General features: G+C 66.5%; 15 protein-coding genes. 2 read left to right on the top strand and 13 right to left on the bottom strand.

The window, feature by feature from the left end:
- Positions 1–28 precede the first annotated feature (28 nt).
- From LSI54_RS02025 to LSI54_RS01965, 13 genes are all read right to left on the bottom strand, one after another.
- Positions 29–1,774, bottom strand: a complete 1,746-nt coding sequence (locus LSI54_RS02025; RefSeq protein WP_241470106.1) for an ABC transporter ATP-binding protein — start codon at positions 1,772–1,774, stop codon at positions 29–31.
- Positions 1,774–2,940: an ABC transporter permease gene (locus tag LSI54_RS02020; protein ID WP_241464007.1), complete on the bottom strand. Its 1,167-nt coding sequence runs from the start codon at positions 2,938–2,940 to the stop codon at positions 1,774–1,776. The genes LSI54_RS02025 and LSI54_RS02020 overlap by 1 nt, the downstream gene beginning before the upstream one ends.
- A complete protein-coding gene (locus LSI54_RS02015) occupies positions 2,937–4,460 on the bottom strand; it encodes an ABC transporter permease (RefSeq protein WP_241477630.1) in 1,524 nt (507 codons plus the stop codon). The genes LSI54_RS02020 and LSI54_RS02015 overlap by 4 nt, the downstream gene beginning before the upstream one ends.
- A 141-nt stretch (positions 4,461–4,601) precedes the next feature.
- Positions 4,602–6,440: an ABC transporter substrate-binding protein gene (locus LSI54_RS02010; RefSeq protein ID WP_241477629.1), complete on the bottom strand. Its 1,839-nt coding sequence runs from the start codon at positions 6,438–6,440 to the stop codon at positions 4,602–4,604.
- Between the two features lie 459 nt (positions 6,441–6,899).
- Positions 6,900–8,171, bottom strand: coding sequence for a YihY/virulence factor BrkB family protein (locus LSI54_RS02005; RefSeq protein ID WP_241464004.1), 1,272 nt, complete (start codon positions 8,169–8,171; stop codon positions 6,900–6,902).
- 39 nt (positions 8,172–8,210) lie between these two features.
- Entirely contained in the window at positions 8,211–8,570 is a 360-nt protein-coding gene (locus LSI54_RS02000; protein ID WP_241477628.1) for a cation:proton antiporter, read from the bottom strand.
- Entirely contained in the window at positions 8,570–8,836 is a 267-nt protein-coding gene (locus tag LSI54_RS01995; RefSeq protein ID WP_241464002.1) for a monovalent cation/H+ antiporter complex subunit F, read from the bottom strand. The genes LSI54_RS02000 and LSI54_RS01995 overlap by 1 nt, the downstream gene beginning before the upstream one ends.
- The gene (locus LSI54_RS01990; RefSeq protein WP_241464001.1) at positions 8,833–9,240 is read right to left on the bottom strand and encodes a Na+/H+ antiporter subunit E; all 408 of its coding nucleotides are present in this window, start codon (positions 9,238–9,240) and stop codon (positions 8,833–8,835) included. The genes LSI54_RS01995 and LSI54_RS01990 overlap by 4 nt, the downstream gene beginning before the upstream one ends.
- Positions 9,237–10,841, bottom strand: a complete 1,605-nt coding sequence (locus LSI54_RS01985; RefSeq protein ID WP_241464000.1) for a monovalent cation/H+ antiporter subunit D family protein — start codon at positions 10,839–10,841, stop codon at positions 9,237–9,239. The genes LSI54_RS01990 and LSI54_RS01985 overlap by 4 nt, the downstream gene beginning before the upstream one ends.
- Entirely contained in the window at positions 10,838–11,371 is a 534-nt protein-coding gene (locus LSI54_RS01980; RefSeq protein ID WP_241463999.1) for a sodium:proton antiporter, read from the bottom strand. The genes LSI54_RS01985 and LSI54_RS01980 overlap by 4 nt, the downstream gene beginning before the upstream one ends.
- The gene (locus LSI54_RS01975) at positions 11,368–14,376 is read right to left on the bottom strand and encodes a DUF4040 family protein (protein WP_241477627.1); all 3,009 of its coding nucleotides are present in this window, start codon (positions 14,374–14,376) and stop codon (positions 11,368–11,370) included. Before LSI54_RS01975 ends, LSI54_RS01980 begins: the two co-directional genes overlap by 4 nt.
- A gap of 199 nt (positions 14,377–14,575) precedes the next feature.
- Positions 14,576–15,403: a superoxide dismutase family protein gene (locus LSI54_RS01970; RefSeq protein ID WP_241477626.1), complete on the bottom strand. Its 828-nt coding sequence runs from the start codon at positions 15,401–15,403 to the stop codon at positions 14,576–14,578.
- Between the two features lie 61 nt (positions 15,404–15,464).
- Positions 15,465–16,415: a cation diffusion facilitator family transporter gene (locus LSI54_RS01965; RefSeq protein ID WP_241463994.1), complete on the bottom strand. Its 951-nt coding sequence runs from the start codon at positions 16,413–16,415 to the stop codon at positions 15,465–15,467.
- 95 nt (positions 16,416–16,510) lie between these two features.
- Here LSI54_RS01965 and LSI54_RS01960 point away from each other — a divergent pair, with 95 nt between their 5' ends.
- The gene (locus tag LSI54_RS01960) at positions 16,511–17,680 is read left to right on the top strand and encodes an amidohydrolase (RefSeq protein WP_241463992.1); all 1,170 of its coding nucleotides are present in this window, start codon (positions 16,511–16,513) and stop codon (positions 17,678–17,680) included.
- A 128-nt stretch (positions 17,681–17,808) separates the two neighbouring features.
- Positions 17,809–18,150 (top strand): acylphosphatase, encoded by a 342-nt coding sequence (locus tag LSI54_RS01955; RefSeq protein ID WP_241463990.1) that lies wholly within the window; start codon positions 17,809–17,811, stop codon positions 18,148–18,150.
- Positions 18,151–18,153 lie beyond the last annotated feature (3 nt).

Below are 18,153 nucleotides of genomic sequence, written 5' to 3'. Positions count from 1 at the left end.
GGCGCGCAGAGCGTCCTGCAGGATCTCCTCAGGCGAGCGCGGCGAGCAGACGCTGCCGTTCGGTGCGTCGTCGAGCTTGGATCTCAGGGTCGGGAACCGGGGCGGCTGCCAGCAGCTGCTGGGTGTAGGACTCCTTCGCGTGGCGCAGCACCTGGTCGGTGGTCCCCTGTTCCACGGTGCGCCCGTTCTGCATGACCATCACCTTGTGTGCCAGAGCATCGACCACGGCGAGGTCGTGGCTGACGAAGAGGCAGGCGAAGCCGTAGTGCTGCTGCAGCTCGGAGAACAGGTCCAGCACCGCCGCCTGCACGGAGACGTCCAGCGCGGAGGTGGGTTCATCGGCGATCAGCAGCGTCGGGTTCAGGGTGAGTGCGCGGGCGATGCTGATGCGCTGCCGCTGGCCTCCGGAGAGCTCGTGCGGGTACCGGTTGAGCACGCTGGAGGGGAGCCTGACGGCGTCGAGCAGCTCCCTGGCCCGCGCCATCCGTGAGTTCTTGTCTCCCTCCTTGTGTACGACCATGGGCTCGGTGATGATGTCGCCGATCGGGAATCGGGGATCAAGCGACGCGGCCGGGTCCTGGAAGACCACGCCGATCTCTCGCTTGAGCGTCTTCCTCTCCTTCGACGGCAGCGCCGGCATGTTCATTCCGCGCACGCGCAGCTCACCTTCGGCGACGTCGAGCAGACCCAGCACCGCCTTGGCAACGGTGGACTTGCCGGAACCGGACTCCCCCACCAGACCCATGATCTCCCCGGGCTGGACGGTGAAGTTGAGGTCATGCACCACCCGGGTCGCCCTGCGGCGGAACTTGTACTCCAGCGCGACGTCCTTGGCCTGAAGCGCCGGCGGCGCGACGCTGGCGGCGCCGTCGTCTCCGTCGCCGGAGAAGCCGTTGGTCGTGCCGTTGGGCGCGAGGCCGTCAGCTGAGGCATCGGCACGCTCGGTGACGCTCACGCGCTCCGGCTCCAAGGATGGGTCTCCCGCCGCGCGCAGCAGCGGCATCGCCGCGAGCAGACGCCTGGTGTAAGGGTGCTCGGGGTGGCTGAGGATCTTGGTGACCGGGCCGGTCTCCACCACCTCCCCGTTGAGCATGACCACCACGCGGTCCGCCATATCTGCGACCACACCCATGTTGTGGGTGATCAGCAGGATGCCGGTGTTGAGCTCCTCCTTGAGTTCGCGCAGCAGGTCCAGGATCTCGGCCTGGACCGTGACGTCCAGTGCGGTGGTCGGCTCATCGGCGATGATGACCTTGGGCCCGCAGGCGATGGCCATGGCGATCACGATGCGCTGCCGCTGCCCACCGGAGAACTGATGTGGATACTGCCGGATCCGGGTCCGCGCGTCGGGGATGCCCACTCGCTCGAGCAGCTCGATGGACCTCTCCAGCGCCTCTGCGCCGAAGGCGACGTCGTGGACCTGCAGGGCCTCGATCAGCTGATCGGAGACGCGCAGCACCGGGTTCAGCGCCGTCATCGGTTCCTGGAACACCATGCTGATGTCCGCACCCCGCAGCCGGCGCCGCTCGGCGGTGGACATGTTGAGCACGCTGCGACCTTCAAGCAGGACCTCACCGTGGACAGTCGCGTTCTCGGGCAGCAGCCCCATGGCAGTGGAGGAGGTCACGGACTTCCCGGAGCCTGATTCGCCGACGACGGCGACGACTTCGCCGGGCATGACGTCGAAGGAGACGCCCTTGACCGCATCCACATCGCCGAACTCGGTGGCGAAGCTGACCCGGATGTCCTTGTAGCTCAGTACTGGCTCGCGCATCAGGAGTCCCTCTTCTCGTCGGTCGGATCGTGGCCGAAGTCTGGACCGTGATCGCTCATTCCTGCGGGCATCTGCAGCTGGGAGGGACCTCCGGAGAGCTCCTTGACCTGCGTGCCGGCCCGCTCCTCTGCGGTGGCCCGGCCCAGCAGGCCGAAGGCGGTCCGCCAGCCGGGACGGCTCGAACCGGTGCGCTTCTGCCGCGGGTCGATGGCATCGCGGAGTCCATCGCCGATGAAGTTCACGCTAAGCGCGATGGCGATGATGAAGAGTCCGGGGAACCAGAAGAGCCAGGGTCGGGTGGTGAAGGCGTTCTGATTGTTCTGGATCAGCGAGCCCAACGAGGTCTCTGGGGGCTGCACGCCGAATCCGAGGTAGGACAGCGTGGTCTCCAGCAGGATGGCCGCGGCGATGGCGAAGGTCGCGTTGACCACGATCACCCCGATGCTGTTGGGCAACATGTGCTTGAGGATGATTCGAGCCGGGTGGGCGCCCATCGCGACCGCCGCCGAGACATAGTCCTTCTCGCGCAGGGAGAGGATCTCAGCGCGGACGAGTCGGGCGGTGCCGGTCCAGGTGGCCAGTCCGATGAACAGCGCCAGCGTCAGCGTCCCCCCGGGCAGGTTCTGCGCATAGGCGCCGAACACCGCGGCGAGGGCGAGCAGCGGGACCACGATCACCACATCGGTGACGCGCATCAGCACCGCCTCGATCCACCCGCGGAAGTACCCGGCAAGAGCACCGACCAGCACTCCGAGGAAGGTGGAGGCGAAGGCCACGCCGATCGCGACCACGAGCGACTGCTGGATCCCGCGCATGACCATGGCGAAGTAGTCCCGGCCGATGCTGTCCTGGCCGAAGGGGTGGTCTCCGAGGAAGCCGTCGTTGAACATGGTGGGGCGGCCGCCGTCGACCGTGATGCCGGTGGCCAGGAAGCTCTTCGACCACCAGCCGGTCCCCTGGCCGGAGAAACCGATGGAGGTCACCGAGATGATGATGATGAAGACCAGCACGGCCATGGAGACCACGGCCGGCTTGTGCGCGAAGAATCTCCGCCGGACCAGCTGGCCCTGTGAGTAGGAGCGATGCGCGCTGGCGAGTTTCGCATCTTCGGCCTCGGCGGCGCTGAGCACGTCCTCGGGCGGGATGGGGGGTGTCTGTGAGCTCATACTCTAATCCTCGGATCCAGGACCGCATACGTGAGGTCCGCAATCAGGTTGAACAGCACCGCTGCGGCGCCGGTGATGAGGGTGAACGCCATGACGGGCGCGGGGTCGGCGTTGCTCAGGCCGGTCACGAACATGTTTCCCATGCCGGACCAGCCGAAGACCTGCTCGACGACGACGGCGCCGCCGATCAGCCCGGCGAAGTCGAAGGCCACGATCGTGGTCAGCGGGATCATCGAGTTGCGGAAGGCGTGTTTGAAGACGACGGTGCGCTCGTTGACGCCCTTGGCGCGTGCGGTGCGGATGTAGTCCTGGTTGACGGCCTCCAGCATGGAGCTGCGGGTGTACCGGGTGTAGGTGGCCACCGAGACCAGCATCAGGATCGTGGTGGGCAGGATCAGCTGAGTGCCCTGGTCCAGGGAGACCTGCCAGAAGTCCCCGCTGAAGTTCGGCGAGGATGAGCCGATCGTGGCGATCGGACGCGGCTTCATGCCCAGGAATTCGGGCCAGGCCCGCATGAAGTGGTCCAGCAGCACCATGACTGCGAAGAGCGAGGCGGTGATCACGCTGACCGCCACAGCCTGCCCCTTCGCGTGGCCGCCCATGGTTCGACCCACGAGCACGGCGACGGTGATGGTGACCACGAAGAGGCCGACGATGCTCAGCCAGCCGCCCGGAGGGTCGATCAGCAGCCAGAAGGTGGCGTAGTAGGAGACCAGGCCGAGCCCGACCACGGTGAGCGCCGAGTACAGCACGCTGCGGTTCCTCAGTCCGGAGAGCAGGGCGGTCAGACCGAAGGCGAGTCCGATGCCCAGAAGCGTGATCAGCGCGGGGCCGAGCCGGGGCTCTCGGGCGTAGTTCAACGAGTCCAGCAGCGGCATGGCGATCATCACGAAGCCGAACATCACCGCACCGGTGAGCAGCCGCCGCCGGGCGGAGCCGCCGATGATCAGCGGCACCAGGATCGCGGCGACCGCCGCGACCATGAAGATCTGCGTCCAGCTGAAGTGTGGTTCACGCAGCCAGTTGTTGTAGGTGATGCCCATCCAGTCCTTGGCCAGCACCGCGGCCCAGAATACCGGGAGCGAGAAGAAGAGGAAGACGAAGAACGAGACCGCGTAGTCCAGGGAGGAGTACTGCCGGATCGCGGTGACGATGCCGGTGAGGATGCCGATGTTGATCGAGAGGATGGTGGCCAGGAAGACCAGGCGCAGCGTGGAGGACGCCGAGTTCGCCACCATGGCGCCGACATCCTGTCCGCTCATATTGGTGCCGAAGTCGCAGGCGCCGACGGCGCAGCCGGCGATCCCGGAGAGCCAGATCCAGTACCTGGAGTACCAGGGCTGATCCAGGTTCATGAAGTCGATGCGCTGCTGGATCAGGAATTCGACGTTGTCGGCATTGGACTCGCGCAGCTCCAGGAGCGGATCACCGGAGTTGATCACCAGGACGAAGACGAGCAGGGAGGCGCCGAAGAGCACCGCGATGGCGCTGAGGAGTCGTTTCAGAACATAGCTGTACACGGGGTGGTTGTACCTTCCACGAGCTGTGGGGGAAGCATCAGTGGGGTTCGATCCGGAGTTCTTCCGGATCGAACCCCACTGATGTCGATGGTCCTGATCAGCTGAGGTGCTCAGCGGAGAGGGACCTGCGGACTGCTGAGATCACTCGGCGCGCTGCCACTGCTCGGCGTTCCACATGATCTGGTCCTGCGACGCGGTGTCGCGGACGTTGCTGATCGTGATGTCCGAGCCGGAGAGCTGCGGGTGCACGTAGAGCGGGATCCCGAACAGGTCGCCCCAGAGCTCCTGCTCGATTCCGATGATGATCTCCTGCTGCTCGTCGGCATCCTCAGTCGTCGCGAGCTGGTTGAACAGGTCGTCCACGGTCTCGTTGGAGTAGCCGCCGTAGTTCTGCGGGCGATCGGTGGAGTAGATGTTCTGCCCCGAGACGACCTGGCCCGAACCGGCCCAGGCGAAGAGCGCAACCTCGTAGTCACCGGTCTCCAGGGCACCGCCCGGAGCGAAGAAGTCCTCGCTTCCCTCGTCGACGATCTCGAAGCCTGCTTCATCACAGGAGGCCTGGATCTCGGCGACGGTGTCCGTGCGACGCGGGTTCGGTCCGGCGTAGCCGATGCGCACCTCGGTGCCGACGGCGTCCTCAGCCTCGAGGATCTCGCGGGCGCCTTCGACATCGACCTCGTCGTAGGTGCCCTCATAGCTCTCGGAGACGATCTCCTCGTAGTTCTCCTCGAAGCTCAGCGACTCGCGGGCGTTGAGCACCGAGGCCTCGGGGTTGACCGGCTCGATCAGGTTGCTGACGATCTGCTGGCGGGGCACGCACATCGCGAAGGCCTCCCGCAGTTCGAGGCTGTCGCTGAAGGCACCGTCGTTGAAGTTGAAGTCAAGGTGCTCCCAGGTGGCGGCCTCACCCTCGTGCAGCACGAAGTCATCTTCGAGACGCTCGAGCTGGCCGCGGGTGTCGACGGTGGCCTGCGGACGGGCGATGTTGAGGTCGCCGTTCTCCAGGGCCTGGACGTGCTGGCCGTCGTTGACGAAGCGGTAGACGATGCGCTCGGTGCCCGGCGCGTTGCCCCAGTACTCCTCGTTCGCGGTGATGGTCAGTGACTCCCCGGCCTGCCAGTTGTCCAGCTTGTAGGGGCCCGTCACGGGAATCAGCTCCTCATCGGGGAACTCACCTGGATCGGTGAACCAGCCGTCGTTCCAGAACTCAGCTGCCGGTTCCAGCGCCTCGGTGTCAGCCTCGCGCACCGCGGTGACCAGCTCATCGAGCTCCATGTCACTCTGCTCTGCGACGACATGAGCCGGCAGCGCCGAGCCCACCAGGATCTCCCAGTCGGCAAAGGGCTCGGTGTACTCGATGGTGAAGGTCTTGCCCTCGGGGTCACCCTGGGGGCCTTCGAGCACGCGTTCGCCGTAGGTCTGGGAGATGCCGTTGAAGAGCGGCTCATCATCGGAGTTGGTGAGCTCGGCGTTCTGATACGCCCAGTCGAGCACGTAGTCCGCGACGGTCACCGGTGTGCCGTCTGACCAGCTGACATCCTCTCCGATGGTGTATTCCACGGTGAAGGGATCCTCGCTGGTGACCTCGTAGGAGCCGAAGTCCTCATTGGGGTACCAGACGTTGTCGGTGCCCCAGTAGCCGAAGCCGTCGAAGAGTCGGTTGACCACGACGGAGTTGTACGTGCTGTAGGTCTCCGGGGTGAACCCCTGGTAGCTGATGAACTCGGTCTCACCGATGGAGACCGAGATCTCGTCATCCATGGTCTCCAGGTCACTGGTGTCTGCCTTGCCGGTGTCCTCCGGCTCGGTGGTGAACTGCTGCCCCTCCGCGGTGATCGCGTCGGTGTTGCCGCCATTTTCGCCGTTGGACGTTTCTTCAGCCTCGGCGTCGTCGTTGTCGCCTCCGGGGGTGCAGCCGGAGAGCACGAGTGCGCCGGTGGCCAGAATGGCCGTCGCCGCAGAGAGTTTCCTCAGTTTCACAGTTGCTCCTCATCCTTCAATGCGATGTGACCGGCGCGATTTCTTCCCCTCATCCCTCGAGAAGGTGACCCATCTAACACCGGTTCAATGTGCGAACCAGACTACGGTCGGCACGACTGGCCGGTTGGCCATTTCAACGCGTGTGATGGAATCGTTACCCGACTCAACCGACTGAGATATGACCCAGATCACGGCTCGATTCTGCGTCCGATCAACCCGCGAAAACATGCGTGAAACATGCAACGGCCACCTGGAGAAAGAGAAACTCCCGTGCGATTCCGCCCAGGGAATCGCACGGGAGTTACCAGGCGGTCACATGTCCGCACGTTATGTGAGGAGCGCCACTTTACCGCTTGAAACACGTAAGCAACATTCGGATCAGACTTCTGCTACTCATTGGTAACGGGGGCTGACCTGCGAATAAGTCAGAGTGTTACGTCGCTGTGCCGGGTGTGGTGCTCAGCGCCGCCAGGAGGCCTCGGGATCGGAGGTCTCACCCTGAGTCATGCGCAGCGCCTGGCCCTGCGCCACGAGGTCCTCATACTTCTTGGACTTCTTCTCTGCGGTGCCCATGTCCCGGGGTGGAAGCATGATGGTGCGCTCGGCCTCGATGCCGCTCTGCAGCTGGCGTCCGCGTTCCAGTTCGGAGTCGAACTCGGCGCCCAGCAGCAGCACCAGGTTCATGATGTAGACCCAGATCAGGAAGATGATGACGCCTGCCAGCGCGCCGTAGGTGGCCTCGTAGTTCCCGAAGTTCGACACATAGAAGAACACCGCAGCAGTCGCGAGCACCATGACCAAGATGGCCAGCACGGCGCCGGCGGAGATCCAGCGGACCCCGGGCTGACGCAGATTCGGCGTGACGTGATAGAGCATCGCGATGCAGATCACAGCCACGATCAGCAGCGCGGGATAGGTGGCCCAGTTGAAGATCGTCACGGCGGTCTCGCCGAGCCCCACGGTGTCCCCCACCGCCCGGGCGATGGGCCCCGAGATCAGGAGCAGGAAGACCGCGGTGGCCACCAGCACGAGAAGCCCCGCGGTGACCAGGTAGAAGATCGGACGCAGCTTCAGCAGCGAGCGGCCCTCTTCCACCTCGTAGACCCGGTTCATCGACCGGGAGAAGGCGTTGACGTAGTTCGAGGCGGTCCACAGCGCGGTGAGCAGGCCGAGCGCCAGCCCGATACCTGCACCCTCCACGCTCGTGATGGCTTCGATGGCCGGTCTGATCTGCTCCATGGTGTCGGACTCGAGCATCTGCGCGGCGGTGGAGAGCAGGAATTCCTGGGTCCGTTCACCCTCGCCGACGAATGACATCAGCGAGACCAGCGCGATCAGCGCCGGAAAGACCGAGAGCACCGTGTAGTAGGTCAGCCCTGCGGCAAGATCCGTGCAGCTGTCGCGACCGAACTCCGTGAGGGTCCGCTTGGCGCTGTACTTCCAGGTGGTGCCGGTCAGCTTCACCGGGGAGGACGTCTTGTGGTCCTCGCTGTCCCCGGAGATGGACTCCTCGAAGTCCTCACGCTGGCGGTTCTTGACCATGAACGGCTGGTCCGCCGCCGCGGAGAGGGTGCCGACGCGCAGCTGGTCACCCTGGTGCACGGTGGCACCGGAGCGGCCCCCGTCCTCGATCTGGTGCCGGGGTGCACGATGGGCCTTCAGGGCACCAGCGGCGCGGCCTGCCGGGTTGGAATTCTTGGGGTGACCCTGCGGGTCGGAATGAGCGCTCATGGACTCAAACTATCGGCATGTGACCTCAGGACCAACTGTTCAACGACCCCCTGACACCTCACGTCTGGTCATAGCCAGCTCGTCGATATGTGTGATCGGAGCGGGCAGGGCGTTGTTGAGGTATCCAGCCCTGGCGATGGCCATGGATCCCACTGCCGAGGTGAGCAGCTGAGCGACGATCGCGATGATCGCTTTGACCAGGTTCAGTCCGCTGAAATCCATCAGCAGCGCGCCGAAGACGATGGACGCCACCCCCAGTCCCGCGGAGGTGCCCACCGCCGAGGCGCGCAGGTAGAGATCGGGCAGCTTGAACAGCCCGATCGCGGAGATGACGATCGTGGCGATGCCCACGAAGACGAACACCAGGCCGAAGATGTCGGCGATGTGATCCGGTTCCATCAGCGGCGACCTCCTGATCCGAGTCGTGCCATCGACAGCGCCGCCATGAAGCCCAGCAGCGTGGCGATGAGGATGATGTCGAAGAGCGCCTCGATATTGGTGCGCAGTCCGATCAGGGCGACGAAGCCGATGGTCGCGAAGAAGATCAGGTCTGCGGCCACGGCCCGGTCCATGGTGCGTGGGCCGATCAGCCCGCGCACGGCGGCGATGACCATGCCGATGGCCAGCAGGATCAGCGCGACCTCGAGAGTCCATTCGGAGATCATCGGCTCTCACCTGCCTCATCCAGCGGACGGACCACCGGAAGCTGGGTCGGACGGCTCAGGTCCCCGGGGACCCGCCGCATCGCGCGCAGCAGCCGGTCCTCCATCTCCTGGATCTCGGCCACCAGTTGCTCGCGGCTCTCCACGAACATCCCGTGCACGTAGAGGATGCCGTGCTCCTTGGAGATGGTGATGGTCAGCGTGCCCGGGGTCAGCGTGATCAGCGAGGAGATCATCGTCCACTCGCTGTCGCTGCGCGAGGCGGCCGGCACCGCGATGATCGCGGGCCGCATCTTGGAACGTCCGCGCAGACGCAGCACCTCGGCGGTCACCGTGTAGTTCGAGATGATGAACTCCTTGGCGTACCAGAAGAGGAATCCGATGATCCGAAATGACCAGCTCATCATGCGCCGCTCACCGCCCTCACATAGTCCAATGGGTTGAGCAGGTTCTCTGCCGCGGTCTCCGACCAGCCCATCAGAAGCTCTGCCCCGAGTCCGAAGAACAGGGTGATCGCGGCCAGCAGGATCGCCGGGAAGATCAGCTTGAAGGGGACCTTGACGGCCTGCTTGCCGGCGAGCACCGCGGTGGTGGTCGCCGTCGGCGGTCCGATGGTCAGCGTGGGGGTCTCGGCCTGCGCCTGCACCCGCAGGTAGCGCTTGCCGTGCATGCGCTGCTGATAGGTCAGCGCGCGCTCCTGCAGGTCGTCGGGCTCTGACCCCATGAACACGCCGGTCCAGATCTTCAGCATCGAGAGCAGCGTGAAGATCGAGACCACCACCGCCACGGCGGCCACCCAGTAGTGGGATTCGGCCAGGGTGGCCTGGATGATCGCGAACTTCGCGACGAACCCGGAGAAGGGCGGCAGCCCGGCCAGCGAGAGCGCGGCCACCATGAAGGTCACCGCGATCAGCGGCTCACGTTTGAGCATGCCGCCGAGCTTGTCGATCTCTCCGGTGCCATAGGTCTCTTCGATCGCGCCGGTGGAGAGGAAGAGCGAGGCCTTCACGATCATGTGGTGGAGCAGATAGAAGATCGCGGCGGTGAGCCCCAGCAGGGTGAACAGTCCGACGCCGATCAGGATGTAGCCGATCTGGCTGATCATGTGGAAGACCAGGATGGACCGGGTGGTCTTCTCCCCCACCGCGCCGAGGACGCCGATGAGCATGGTGGCTGAGGTGATCACCAGAGCCACCCAGAGGAAGCGCTCGTCGCCGTCGAAGAGCAGCGAGTAGATCCGGTAGATCACGTAGATCGCGACCTTGGTATGGATCCCGGAGAACAGCGCGGTGACCGCCGGGGAGGTCATCGCATAGGTGCGGGTCAGCCAGCCGTGGACCGGCACCACCGCAGCCTTGATCGCGACGGCGGTCAGCACCACGCCACCGGCGAGGGCGACGGCGGGGTCATCCTTGCCCGCCCCATGCAGCTCCGCCAGGTTCACGGTGCCCGCGGTCGCGTAGACCAGGGCGATGCCCACCAGAAGCAGCGTGGAGGCCAGCAGGTTCACCGAGACATAGATCCGCGCCCCGTGGGCGCCGAGCTTGGCGCCCATCATGGCCAGCAGGCCATAGGACGGAAGCAGCATGACCTCGATGAACACGAAGAGGTTGAAGATGTCTCCGGTCATCAGCGCCCCGGAGACGCCAGCCATGAGCACCAACACGAAGGGGTGGAAGAACCGAGCCCGGGCCTCGTGGGTGGCCATGGCGAAGAGCACGCTGGCGAAGGCCAGCACCGACATGATCATCAGCACCAGCGCGGAGAGTGCGTCGACCACGAACGGGATCGAGACCCCGTAGTCCCAGAGCCCGACCTGGTGGACCAGCACGGTCCCGTCGCCGGTGGCGATCACCAGCAGCACCGCGAAGATGAAGAGCGCGGCCAGGGTGCCCAGGCTGATCATGTGGCGGGCCAGACGCTTCTTGCGCAGCATGACGCCGACGGCGGCGAGCAGCAGCGGTATGCCGACCGCCAGCGGAAGCAGCGGAGGAAGTATCTCGGTCATCGGGCGTCTCCCTCCTGGGTCTCGGTGGGCGCCGTCGCCTGAGGCGCTGTCGCCCCGGGCTCGGCGGAGGAGGCAGTCCCCGGCGTCTTCTCCGGCCAGGGGTCTCCGGTCTCGTCCTCTCCGCGCTCCACCACGATGTCGCCGGACTCCGTGGTCAGACCGAAGAAGCCGGCGTCGTTGGTGTCGCCGCGGTCAGCGGCGAGCAGCAGGGCCGGCGAGACCTCGACGTCCTCGGTGTCGTCGTCGGTGGTGGTGGTGATCGCCAGGGTCACCATGAACATGGTGATGGAGAATGCGATCACGATGGCGGTCAGCACGAAGGCCTGCGGCAGCGGGTCGGCCTGTTCGCCGAGCTCGCCGGAGCCGATATAGGGCACGCCGCGGTAGGCGGTGTTGCCTGCCGCGAAGAACATCAGGTTCGCGGCGTGGCTGGCCAGGACGAAGCCCAGCACGATCCGCACCATTCCGCGCTGCATGAACAGGTAGACGGCCGCGGCGGTGAGCAGCCCGACGGCGATGGCGATGCTCATCGGTCGTTCACCCCTTTCGGTTCGATGTCCGGGTGAACCCCGGGCCAGGACTCATCCGCCTGCACTTCGAACGGAAGGTCGCCGGGGTCGGCGTGATAGCCGGCGGGGACCTTCAGCGTGGAGAGCTCAGATTCGCTGGTGCCGCGCGCGCGGCGGTGTGCCTTGAGCAGCTCCGCAGGGTAGCGCTGCGCCTGACCGAGCCGGTCCAGCGCGACCAGCACCGCGCCGATCACGGCGAGATAGATGCCGACGTCGAAGATCAGCGCCGTGGTGAGTGAGAACCCGGCCTCGGAGCCCCAGGGCATCGGGAGTCCCTCCACGATCACGATCGGGCGCAGATAGGAACCCTCGAGGAAGCCGGCGAAGCCGATGGCCGCGCCGGTGATGATGCCGCCGACGATGACCAGCGCATAGTCGAAGCGCAGCTTCACCGAGGTGTCGGAGGGGGCGACCAGGTAGCGCAGCGCGAAGAAGCCGCCGGCGACCAGCGCGGCGATGAACCCGCCGCCGGACTCGTAGTGGCCGCGCAGCAGCAGGATCAGCGAGAGCAGCACGATGAACGGCGCCATCCAGTTGAAGACGCTGCGCATGGCGGTGGTGTTGTCCCCGGCATGATCCAGCGGGGTCCCGGACCATTGCCGCGAGGCGGGCGGCTCGTTGTCCGAGGTGGCGAAGGAGGAGTTCAGCAGCGCCAGGATCGCGAAGCCTGCAACGCCGAGCACGGTGAGCTCTCCGAAGGTGTCCAGCGCGCGGAAGTCCACCAGGATGGAGTTCACCGCGTTGAGCGCGCCGGTCTCCTCGTAGGTGTTGAGCAGGTACCACTCGGCGACCGGGGACTGTCCGCGCCGGCCGGTGAGTGCGAAGGTGGCGGCGAAGGCCATCACGCCGAAGGACAGGGCCACCGCGATGGCGACGCTGCGCCGGGTGCGGGTGACGTTGTGGAAGCGCTTGGGCAGCTTGCGCAGCACCAGGACCAGCACCACCACGGTGAGGATCTCCACGAGCAGCTGGGTCATGCCCACATCCACCGCGCCGAGCGCGAAGTACCAGGCGGCGACCACGAACCCGGCGCCGCCGGCGAGGACGACCGCGGCGGCGCGGTTCTCGGCGATGACCGTGCCGGCCAGGAAGAAGACCAGCAGCCCGATCAGCACCCAGTCGGTCATCCGGGTGTTGCCGGGATCGAACTCTCCGACCACCGGCGCGGCGACCAGGCCGGCGATGAACACGCCGGCAAGCAGGATGCCCGGAGGGGCGAGGTGCACCGCGTGCACGTCGCTGCGCGTGATGTCTCCGACCCGGCGGCCGAAGTTGATGGCCCCCAGTCGCATGGACTCGGCCAGTTCGACGCCGGTGAACGGCAGGATCCTGCGCGGAATCAGGTTGTCCAGGCGGGCTCGCATCGCGACGACGAGCAGGCCGCCGCCGACGATCACCGCGGAGAGCATCAGCTCGGTGTTGAAGCCGTGCCAGAGCGCGAACTCCGCCGCATAGGTCCCGGTCTGAGCATCCTCGCCGGCCCGGGTGATCAGCCCGTCGAAGACGAAGGGGGTGAAGCCGAGCACCAGGCCCGCGGCGGCGGGCAGCAGCGCCGGCAGGTAGAAGCTGGCGGGCGCCTCATGGGGCGTGGTGGGGTCGATGGGCTCGTGGTATTCGTCCTTGGACCCGGTGCCGGTGTAGCTGGTGAACGCGCCGAGCACGATCCGGCCGCAGTAGGCGAAGGTGCCGATGGCGGCGAGAACGGCCATGCACGTCAGCGTCCAGGTCAGCGCGGCGGGCATGTCCGCGGAGAGGAACCCGGCGAGCAGGTGCTCCTTGGAGACGAAGCCCAGCAGCGGCGGGACCCCGGCCATGGAGAGTGAGGAGATCAGGGTGATGACCAGCGAGATGCGCATGGTCCTGCTCAGTCCGTTGAGCCGTCGGATGTCTCGCGAATGCGCCTCGTGCTCGATGATGCCCACCATCATGAACAGCGCGGACTTGAACAATGCGTGGGCGACCACGTGGATCGTGGCGGCCACCAGCGCGGTGGGGGTGCCGATGCCGATGACGGCGACCAGGAAGCCCAGCTGCGAGACCGTGGAGTAGGCCATGATCTCTTTGATGTCGTGGCGCTGCAGGGCGAAGAGGGCGCCCATCAGTGCGGTGGTCAGACCACAGCTGATCAGGAGCACCTGCCACAGCGTGGACTCTTCGAAGACCGGAGAGAAGCGCAGCAGCAGGTAGATGCCGGCCTTGACCATGGCCGCGGCGTGGAGGTAGGCCGAGACCGGCGCGGGGGCGACCATCGCATCGGGAAGCCACAGGTGGAAGGGGAACTGCGCGGACTTGGTGAAGGCGGCGAAGGCGATGAGCACCGCGACCACCGAGGTGAAGGTGGTGTTGTCCTGCCAGGCGCTGTGCGTGAGCGCCTCGGACATGGACGTGGTGCCGGTCTCCACGATGATCAGCAGCACCGCGGTGAGCAGGCCCAGCCCGCCTGCGGCGGTGATCAGCAGCGTGCGCTGGGCCGGGGCCGGGGCCTTGTCTCCGGAGCGGTTGATCAGGAAGAAGGAGCACAGCGTGGTGAACTCCCAGAACACGAAGAGCAGGATCAGGTCATCGGCGATGACCATCCCGCTCATCGCGAAGACGAACATCAGCATCCACAGGTAATAGTCCGAGGTCTTCTTCTTGACCGAGAAGTAGCGGGCCGAATAGGCCATCACCAGGGCGCCGATGAAGAGGATCAGCAGCAGGAAGACCATCCCGAGCCCGTCCAGGCGCAGGCTGAGGCCGACGTCGACCGTGGGGATCCAGGGAAGGTGCTCCTCGATCACTCCCCCATCCAGCAAGGTGCTCAGCCACGGCAGCGTGGCCACCCCGATGCCGGTCAGCGCCACGGCGGCGAAGAAGCCGGTGTCGCGACCGAGGGCGCGGTGGACCAGGGCGGCGATCGGGACCAGGGCCAGAGTCAGCATCAGGAGCACCATGAGCGTCATCGGCGGACCACCGCCGGCGCGCATGAGCGCATGGAAGGTCTTCGCGAGTGCATGGTGCCTCCAGTCGGTGCGGGTGAAACGGCGCGGTGAAGCTCATCGCCGACCAGTCTTCCCGGCACACCAGTGTTCGACTATATCTATGGGGCTGATCTCTCAGCAATCGAGTCGTGCTCATGGAGTGCGGACCATGCTCCGGTGTGATCCGTGCTACGGCAAGTGTGTCCTACTGCTCCTCGACGACGCCGCAGGCCACGCGGCTCCCGGAGTCTCCACTGGTCAGGGTCTCGGCGTCGGGGCCGAAATTGCGCTCGGGGACGTTGCCATGGTTGTCCGCCTGGGCGTGGATGATCACGGAGCTGCCTTCTGCGCTGAGCAGGTCCTCCGGCGCGAGTCGATCGCTGACCAGGCTCAGCCAGCCGGTCCGGTCCTGGTTCACCAGCAGGTTCGGCAGATCTCCGGCATGGCCGGGGTGGGTCACTGCTTCGGGCTCTGCGGGCGGGACCTCCTCGGTGAGGTCATTCAGGTCGGTCTCCGGAGCTTCCTCCTGCGGAGCCTCTTCGCCCTCCACGATGCCCATGTCTTCCTCCATGGTCCCTACCAGGTGACCGCCGGAGGACTCGAAGTCTCCGAACACGCCGTCCTCCGAGCTGGACACCGGCTCGCACACGCCGCGTTCGTGGATGGTGATGCCGCGGAAGCCTGCGTCGACGTCGTGGACCTCGGCCTCGATGAGCACGCCGTTCTCGACCTCGGAGAAGCTCACCGTGCCGATGTCGTTGCCCGCCACGTCAGCGATCTCTGCGGAGGCGAATGGCTCCTCGGAGCCGTCCGGACCGGCGCCGCCCGCCTCGCCGTCCTCGTCTTCGGCCTCGGCGAGCTGAGCGTCCCCGGCGTCCGCGTCGTCCGCGTCGTCGTCGGCGAGCGCGGGATCGCTCTGCTCAGCATCTGCATCGCCGCAGCCCGCCAGGGCCAGCGCCGCTGCCAGCGCGATCCCGGCCAGCGGAGCGCCGCGGAACCAGGGGGAGGCGGATCTGTGCGGTGGAATGCTCATGACCGCACAGCCTACCGGGCGCCCGCTCAGGCATGTGCACAGGGGTGGTCGAGGGGGCTGCTCAGGCGTGGGTGTGGGTCTCACCGGCGGCGATGCTGCGCGGCTCGAGCTGGAAGGTGGAGTGTTCCACCGCCACGTCGAAGTGTTCGGCCACGCAGGTCTTCAGCCGGCTCAGCGTCTCCGGCACGCAGCCTTCGCGGAAGCAGGCGTCATCGAGGACCACATGGGCGGAGATCACCGGCAGCCCGGTCGCGACCGTGGAGGCGTGCAGGTCGTGGACCTCCTGGACATGGTCCTGGGCCAGCATGTGCGCCCTGACCTGCTCCAGGTCAAGCCCGCGAGGGGCGAACTCCAGCAGCACTCGCGCGGTCTCGCGCAGCAGCAGCAGCGCACGCGGAATGATCAGTGCGGCGATGGCCAGCGCGGCCACGGCGTCGGCCTGCTGCCAGCCGGTGGTCCAGATCACGACGGCTGCCACCATCACCGCCAGCGATCCCAGCGCATCGGCGGTGACCTCGAGGAACGCGGCACGCATGTTGAAGTTGGCCTTCCGGCCCGAGGCGAGCACCAGCAGCGAGATCACGTTGCCGGTCAGACCGACTGCCCCGAAGATCAGCAGCTCGATGTGCAGAATTGCGGGCGGTGCGCTGAGCCTGCCGATCCCCTCCACCGCGGCGTAGATGCCCACGCCCAGCAGCAGCGTCGCCTGCAGCAGCCCCGCCAGGATCTCCACGCGCCGGAAGCCCCAGGTGCGCTGGGATGTGGCGGCCCGGTGCATCAGTCCCGCCGCGACCAGGGCGACACCGAGGCCGATGCTGTCGGTGAGTGAATGCACGGCATCGGTGAGCAGCGCCAGCGAACCGGTGACCCAGGCCCCGATGGCCTGCGCCAGGACGACACCCACGGTGATGGCGCAGGCGATCGCCAGCCGACGGCGGTGTGAGCGCGTGCGTGCGGCAGTCTCGGAGGAGGCAGGGTCGTCGGCGCGGGCGCCGTGATCATGGTGGTGCATCGTGGCACCATTCTCCTGCGTTCCGCCGAGATCTCCCAAGCTGCGAGCCGGACGCAGAAGCGTTCTCAGCAAGGCGAGTGCGCTAGAGTCCCCACATGGTTGCTCAGAGAAACTATGTCATCAGCAATGCGCACATCCTGCCCATCAGCGGTGAGCCCTTCGACGGCTCCCTGGTGGTCACCGAGGGCCGGATCGCGGCCCTGGGGCCCGCTGTGGACCATCCTGCCGAGCATGAGGTCATCGATGCCGCCGGCGGCTGGGTGCTGCCGGGACTCATCGATGCCCACGTGCACCTGGGGGTCCATGAGGAGGGCGAGGGCTGGGCCGGCGCCGATGTCAACGAGACCACCGATCCGGTGACCGCGGCCGTGCGCGCCCTGGATGCGATCAACCCGGCGGAGATCGGCTTCGCCGACGCCCGGGCCGCGGGCATCACCACCGTGAACGTGAATCCGGGGTCGGCCAATCCGATCGGCGGGCTCGCTGTGGCGCTGAAGACCCAGGGGCGGATCGTGGACGAGATGGTGCTGCGCTCCCCCTCGGGCCTGAAGTCAGCCCTGGGTGAGAACCCCAAGCGGATCTATGGGGAGCGCAAGCAGACCCCGAACACCCGGCTCGGGGTCGCGATGACCATCCGCAAGGCCTTCACCGAGGCCAGGAACTGGCAGGCCAAGGACCCGGCGGACCGGCCCGGGGATCTCGTCTCCGAGGCGCTGGCGCTGGTGCTCGACCGCAAGATCCCCTGGCGCCAGCACTGCCACCGCGCCGATGACATCGCCACCGCGCTGCGCCTGGCCGATGAGTTCGGCTATGAGCTGGTCCTGGATCACGGCACCGAGTCCTATAAGCTCGCCGACGTCATCGCCGATCGCGGCATTCCGGTGCTCTACGGGCCGATGATCGTCTCGCGCTCCAAGGTGGAGGTCCGCGACCGCAGCCCCAGGGCCCCGGGGATCCTCGCCCGCGCCGGGGTGAAGGTCTCGATCATCACCGATCATCCCGTGGTGCCCATCGAGTTCCTGATCCATCAGGCGGCCCTCGCGGTGCGCGAGGGCATGGACCCGGTCGAGGCGCTTCGGGCGATCACGATCAACCCGGCCGAGGTGCTCGGGGTGTCAGATCGAGTGGGGACCTTGGAGCCGGGCAAGGACGCGGACCTCGCGCTCTGGTCCGGAGATCCGCTGGACACCAGGAACCGGGTGCTGCACACCTGGATCGACGGAGCGCTGGTGTTCTCGCACGAGCCCGCCGAAGCCTCGGCCTGAGCCTCCGCGCCGGCCTGAGCCTGGCGCGCCGCGGCGATCCTGTCTCGAGCCACCTGCGGGCGCCTCCCACCGCGCCCGCAGACGGGCGGGACCTGGTGGCTGGACCCTGAGGGTGTTTGACTGGGCGCATGACTGAACCCCTCTCACCTCCCGATTCCGAACAGCCCCTCGCTCCCTCGGGATGCACGACCGGAACCCACGCGCAGATCACCGGTCGGGTGCAGGGGGTGACCTTTCGCGCATCGACGAAGGCCGAGGCCGATGACCTGGGACTGATCGGATGGGTCAGAAACACCGCCGACGGCGCGGTGGAGCTCCTGGTCGGCGGCGACGGTCCAGCGGTGGACGCGCTGCTGCGCTGGGCCGGGAAGGGACCCGAGTCCGCCGAGGTGACCGAGGTGCAGCAGCGTGAGGCGACCGAGGCGGATCTCGCCTCGCTGCCGCAGGCAGGCTTCGAGATCCGTCGCTGACAC

It is taken from the genome of Nesterenkonia sp. AY15 (assembly GCF_022565855.1).
In the GTDB taxonomy this organism is placed as follows: domain Bacteria; phylum Actinomycetota; class Actinomycetes; order Actinomycetales; family Micrococcaceae; genus Nesterenkonia.
The sequence above is the reverse complement of the archived record's forward strand: the minus strand, read 5'-3'. Positions and strand labels throughout refer to the sequence as shown.

Bases quoted from the DNA above. Each gene is read 5' to 3' on its own strand.
- LSI54_RS02025 (WP_241470106.1), bottom strand. From the start codon at position 1,774: ATGCGCGAGCCAGTACTGAGCTACAAGGACATCCGGGTCAGCTTCGCC.
- LSI54_RS02020 (WP_241464007.1), bottom strand. From the start codon at position 2,940: ATGAGCTCACAGACACCCCCCATCCCGCCCGAGGACGTGCTCAGCGCC.
- LSI54_RS02005 (WP_241464004.1), bottom strand. From the start codon at position 8,171: ATGAGCGCTCATTCCGACCCGCAGGGTCACCCCAAGAATTCCAACCCG.
- LSI54_RS02000 (WP_241477628.1), bottom strand. From the start codon at position 8,570: ATGGAACCGGATCACATCGCCGACATCTTCGGCCTGGTGTTCGTCTTC.
- LSI54_RS01995 (WP_241464002.1), bottom strand. From the start codon at position 8,836: ATGATCTCCGAATGGACTCTCGAGGTCGCGCTGATCCTGCTGGCCATC.
- LSI54_RS01990 (WP_241464001.1), bottom strand. From the start codon at position 9,240: ATGATGAGCTGGTCATTTCGGATCATCGGATTCCTCTTCTGGTACGCC.
- LSI54_RS01985 (WP_241464000.1), bottom strand. From the start codon at position 10,841: ATGACCGAGATACTTCCTCCGCTGCTTCCGCTGGCGGTCGGCATACCG.
- LSI54_RS01980 (WP_241463999.1), bottom strand. From the start codon at position 11,371: ATGAGCATCGCCATCGCCGTCGGGCTGCTCACCGCCGCGGCCGTCTAC.
- LSI54_RS01975 (WP_241477627.1), bottom strand. From the start codon at position 14,376: ATGCGCGCCGGCGGTGGTCCGCCGATGACGCTCATGGTGCTCCTGATG.
- LSI54_RS01970 (WP_241477626.1), bottom strand. From the start codon at position 15,403: ATGAGCATTCCACCGCACAGATCCGCCTCCCCCTGGTTCCGCGGCGCT.
- LSI54_RS01965 (WP_241463994.1), bottom strand. From the start codon at position 16,415: ATGCACCACCATGATCACGGCGCCCGCGCCGACGACCCTGCCTCCTCC.
- LSI54_RS01960 (WP_241463992.1), top strand. From the start codon at position 16,511: ATGGTTGCTCAGAGAAACTATGTCATCAGCAATGCGCACATCCTGCCC.
- LSI54_RS01955 (WP_241463990.1), top strand. From the start codon at position 17,809: ATGACTGAACCCCTCTCACCTCCCGATTCCGAACAGCCCCTCGCTCCC.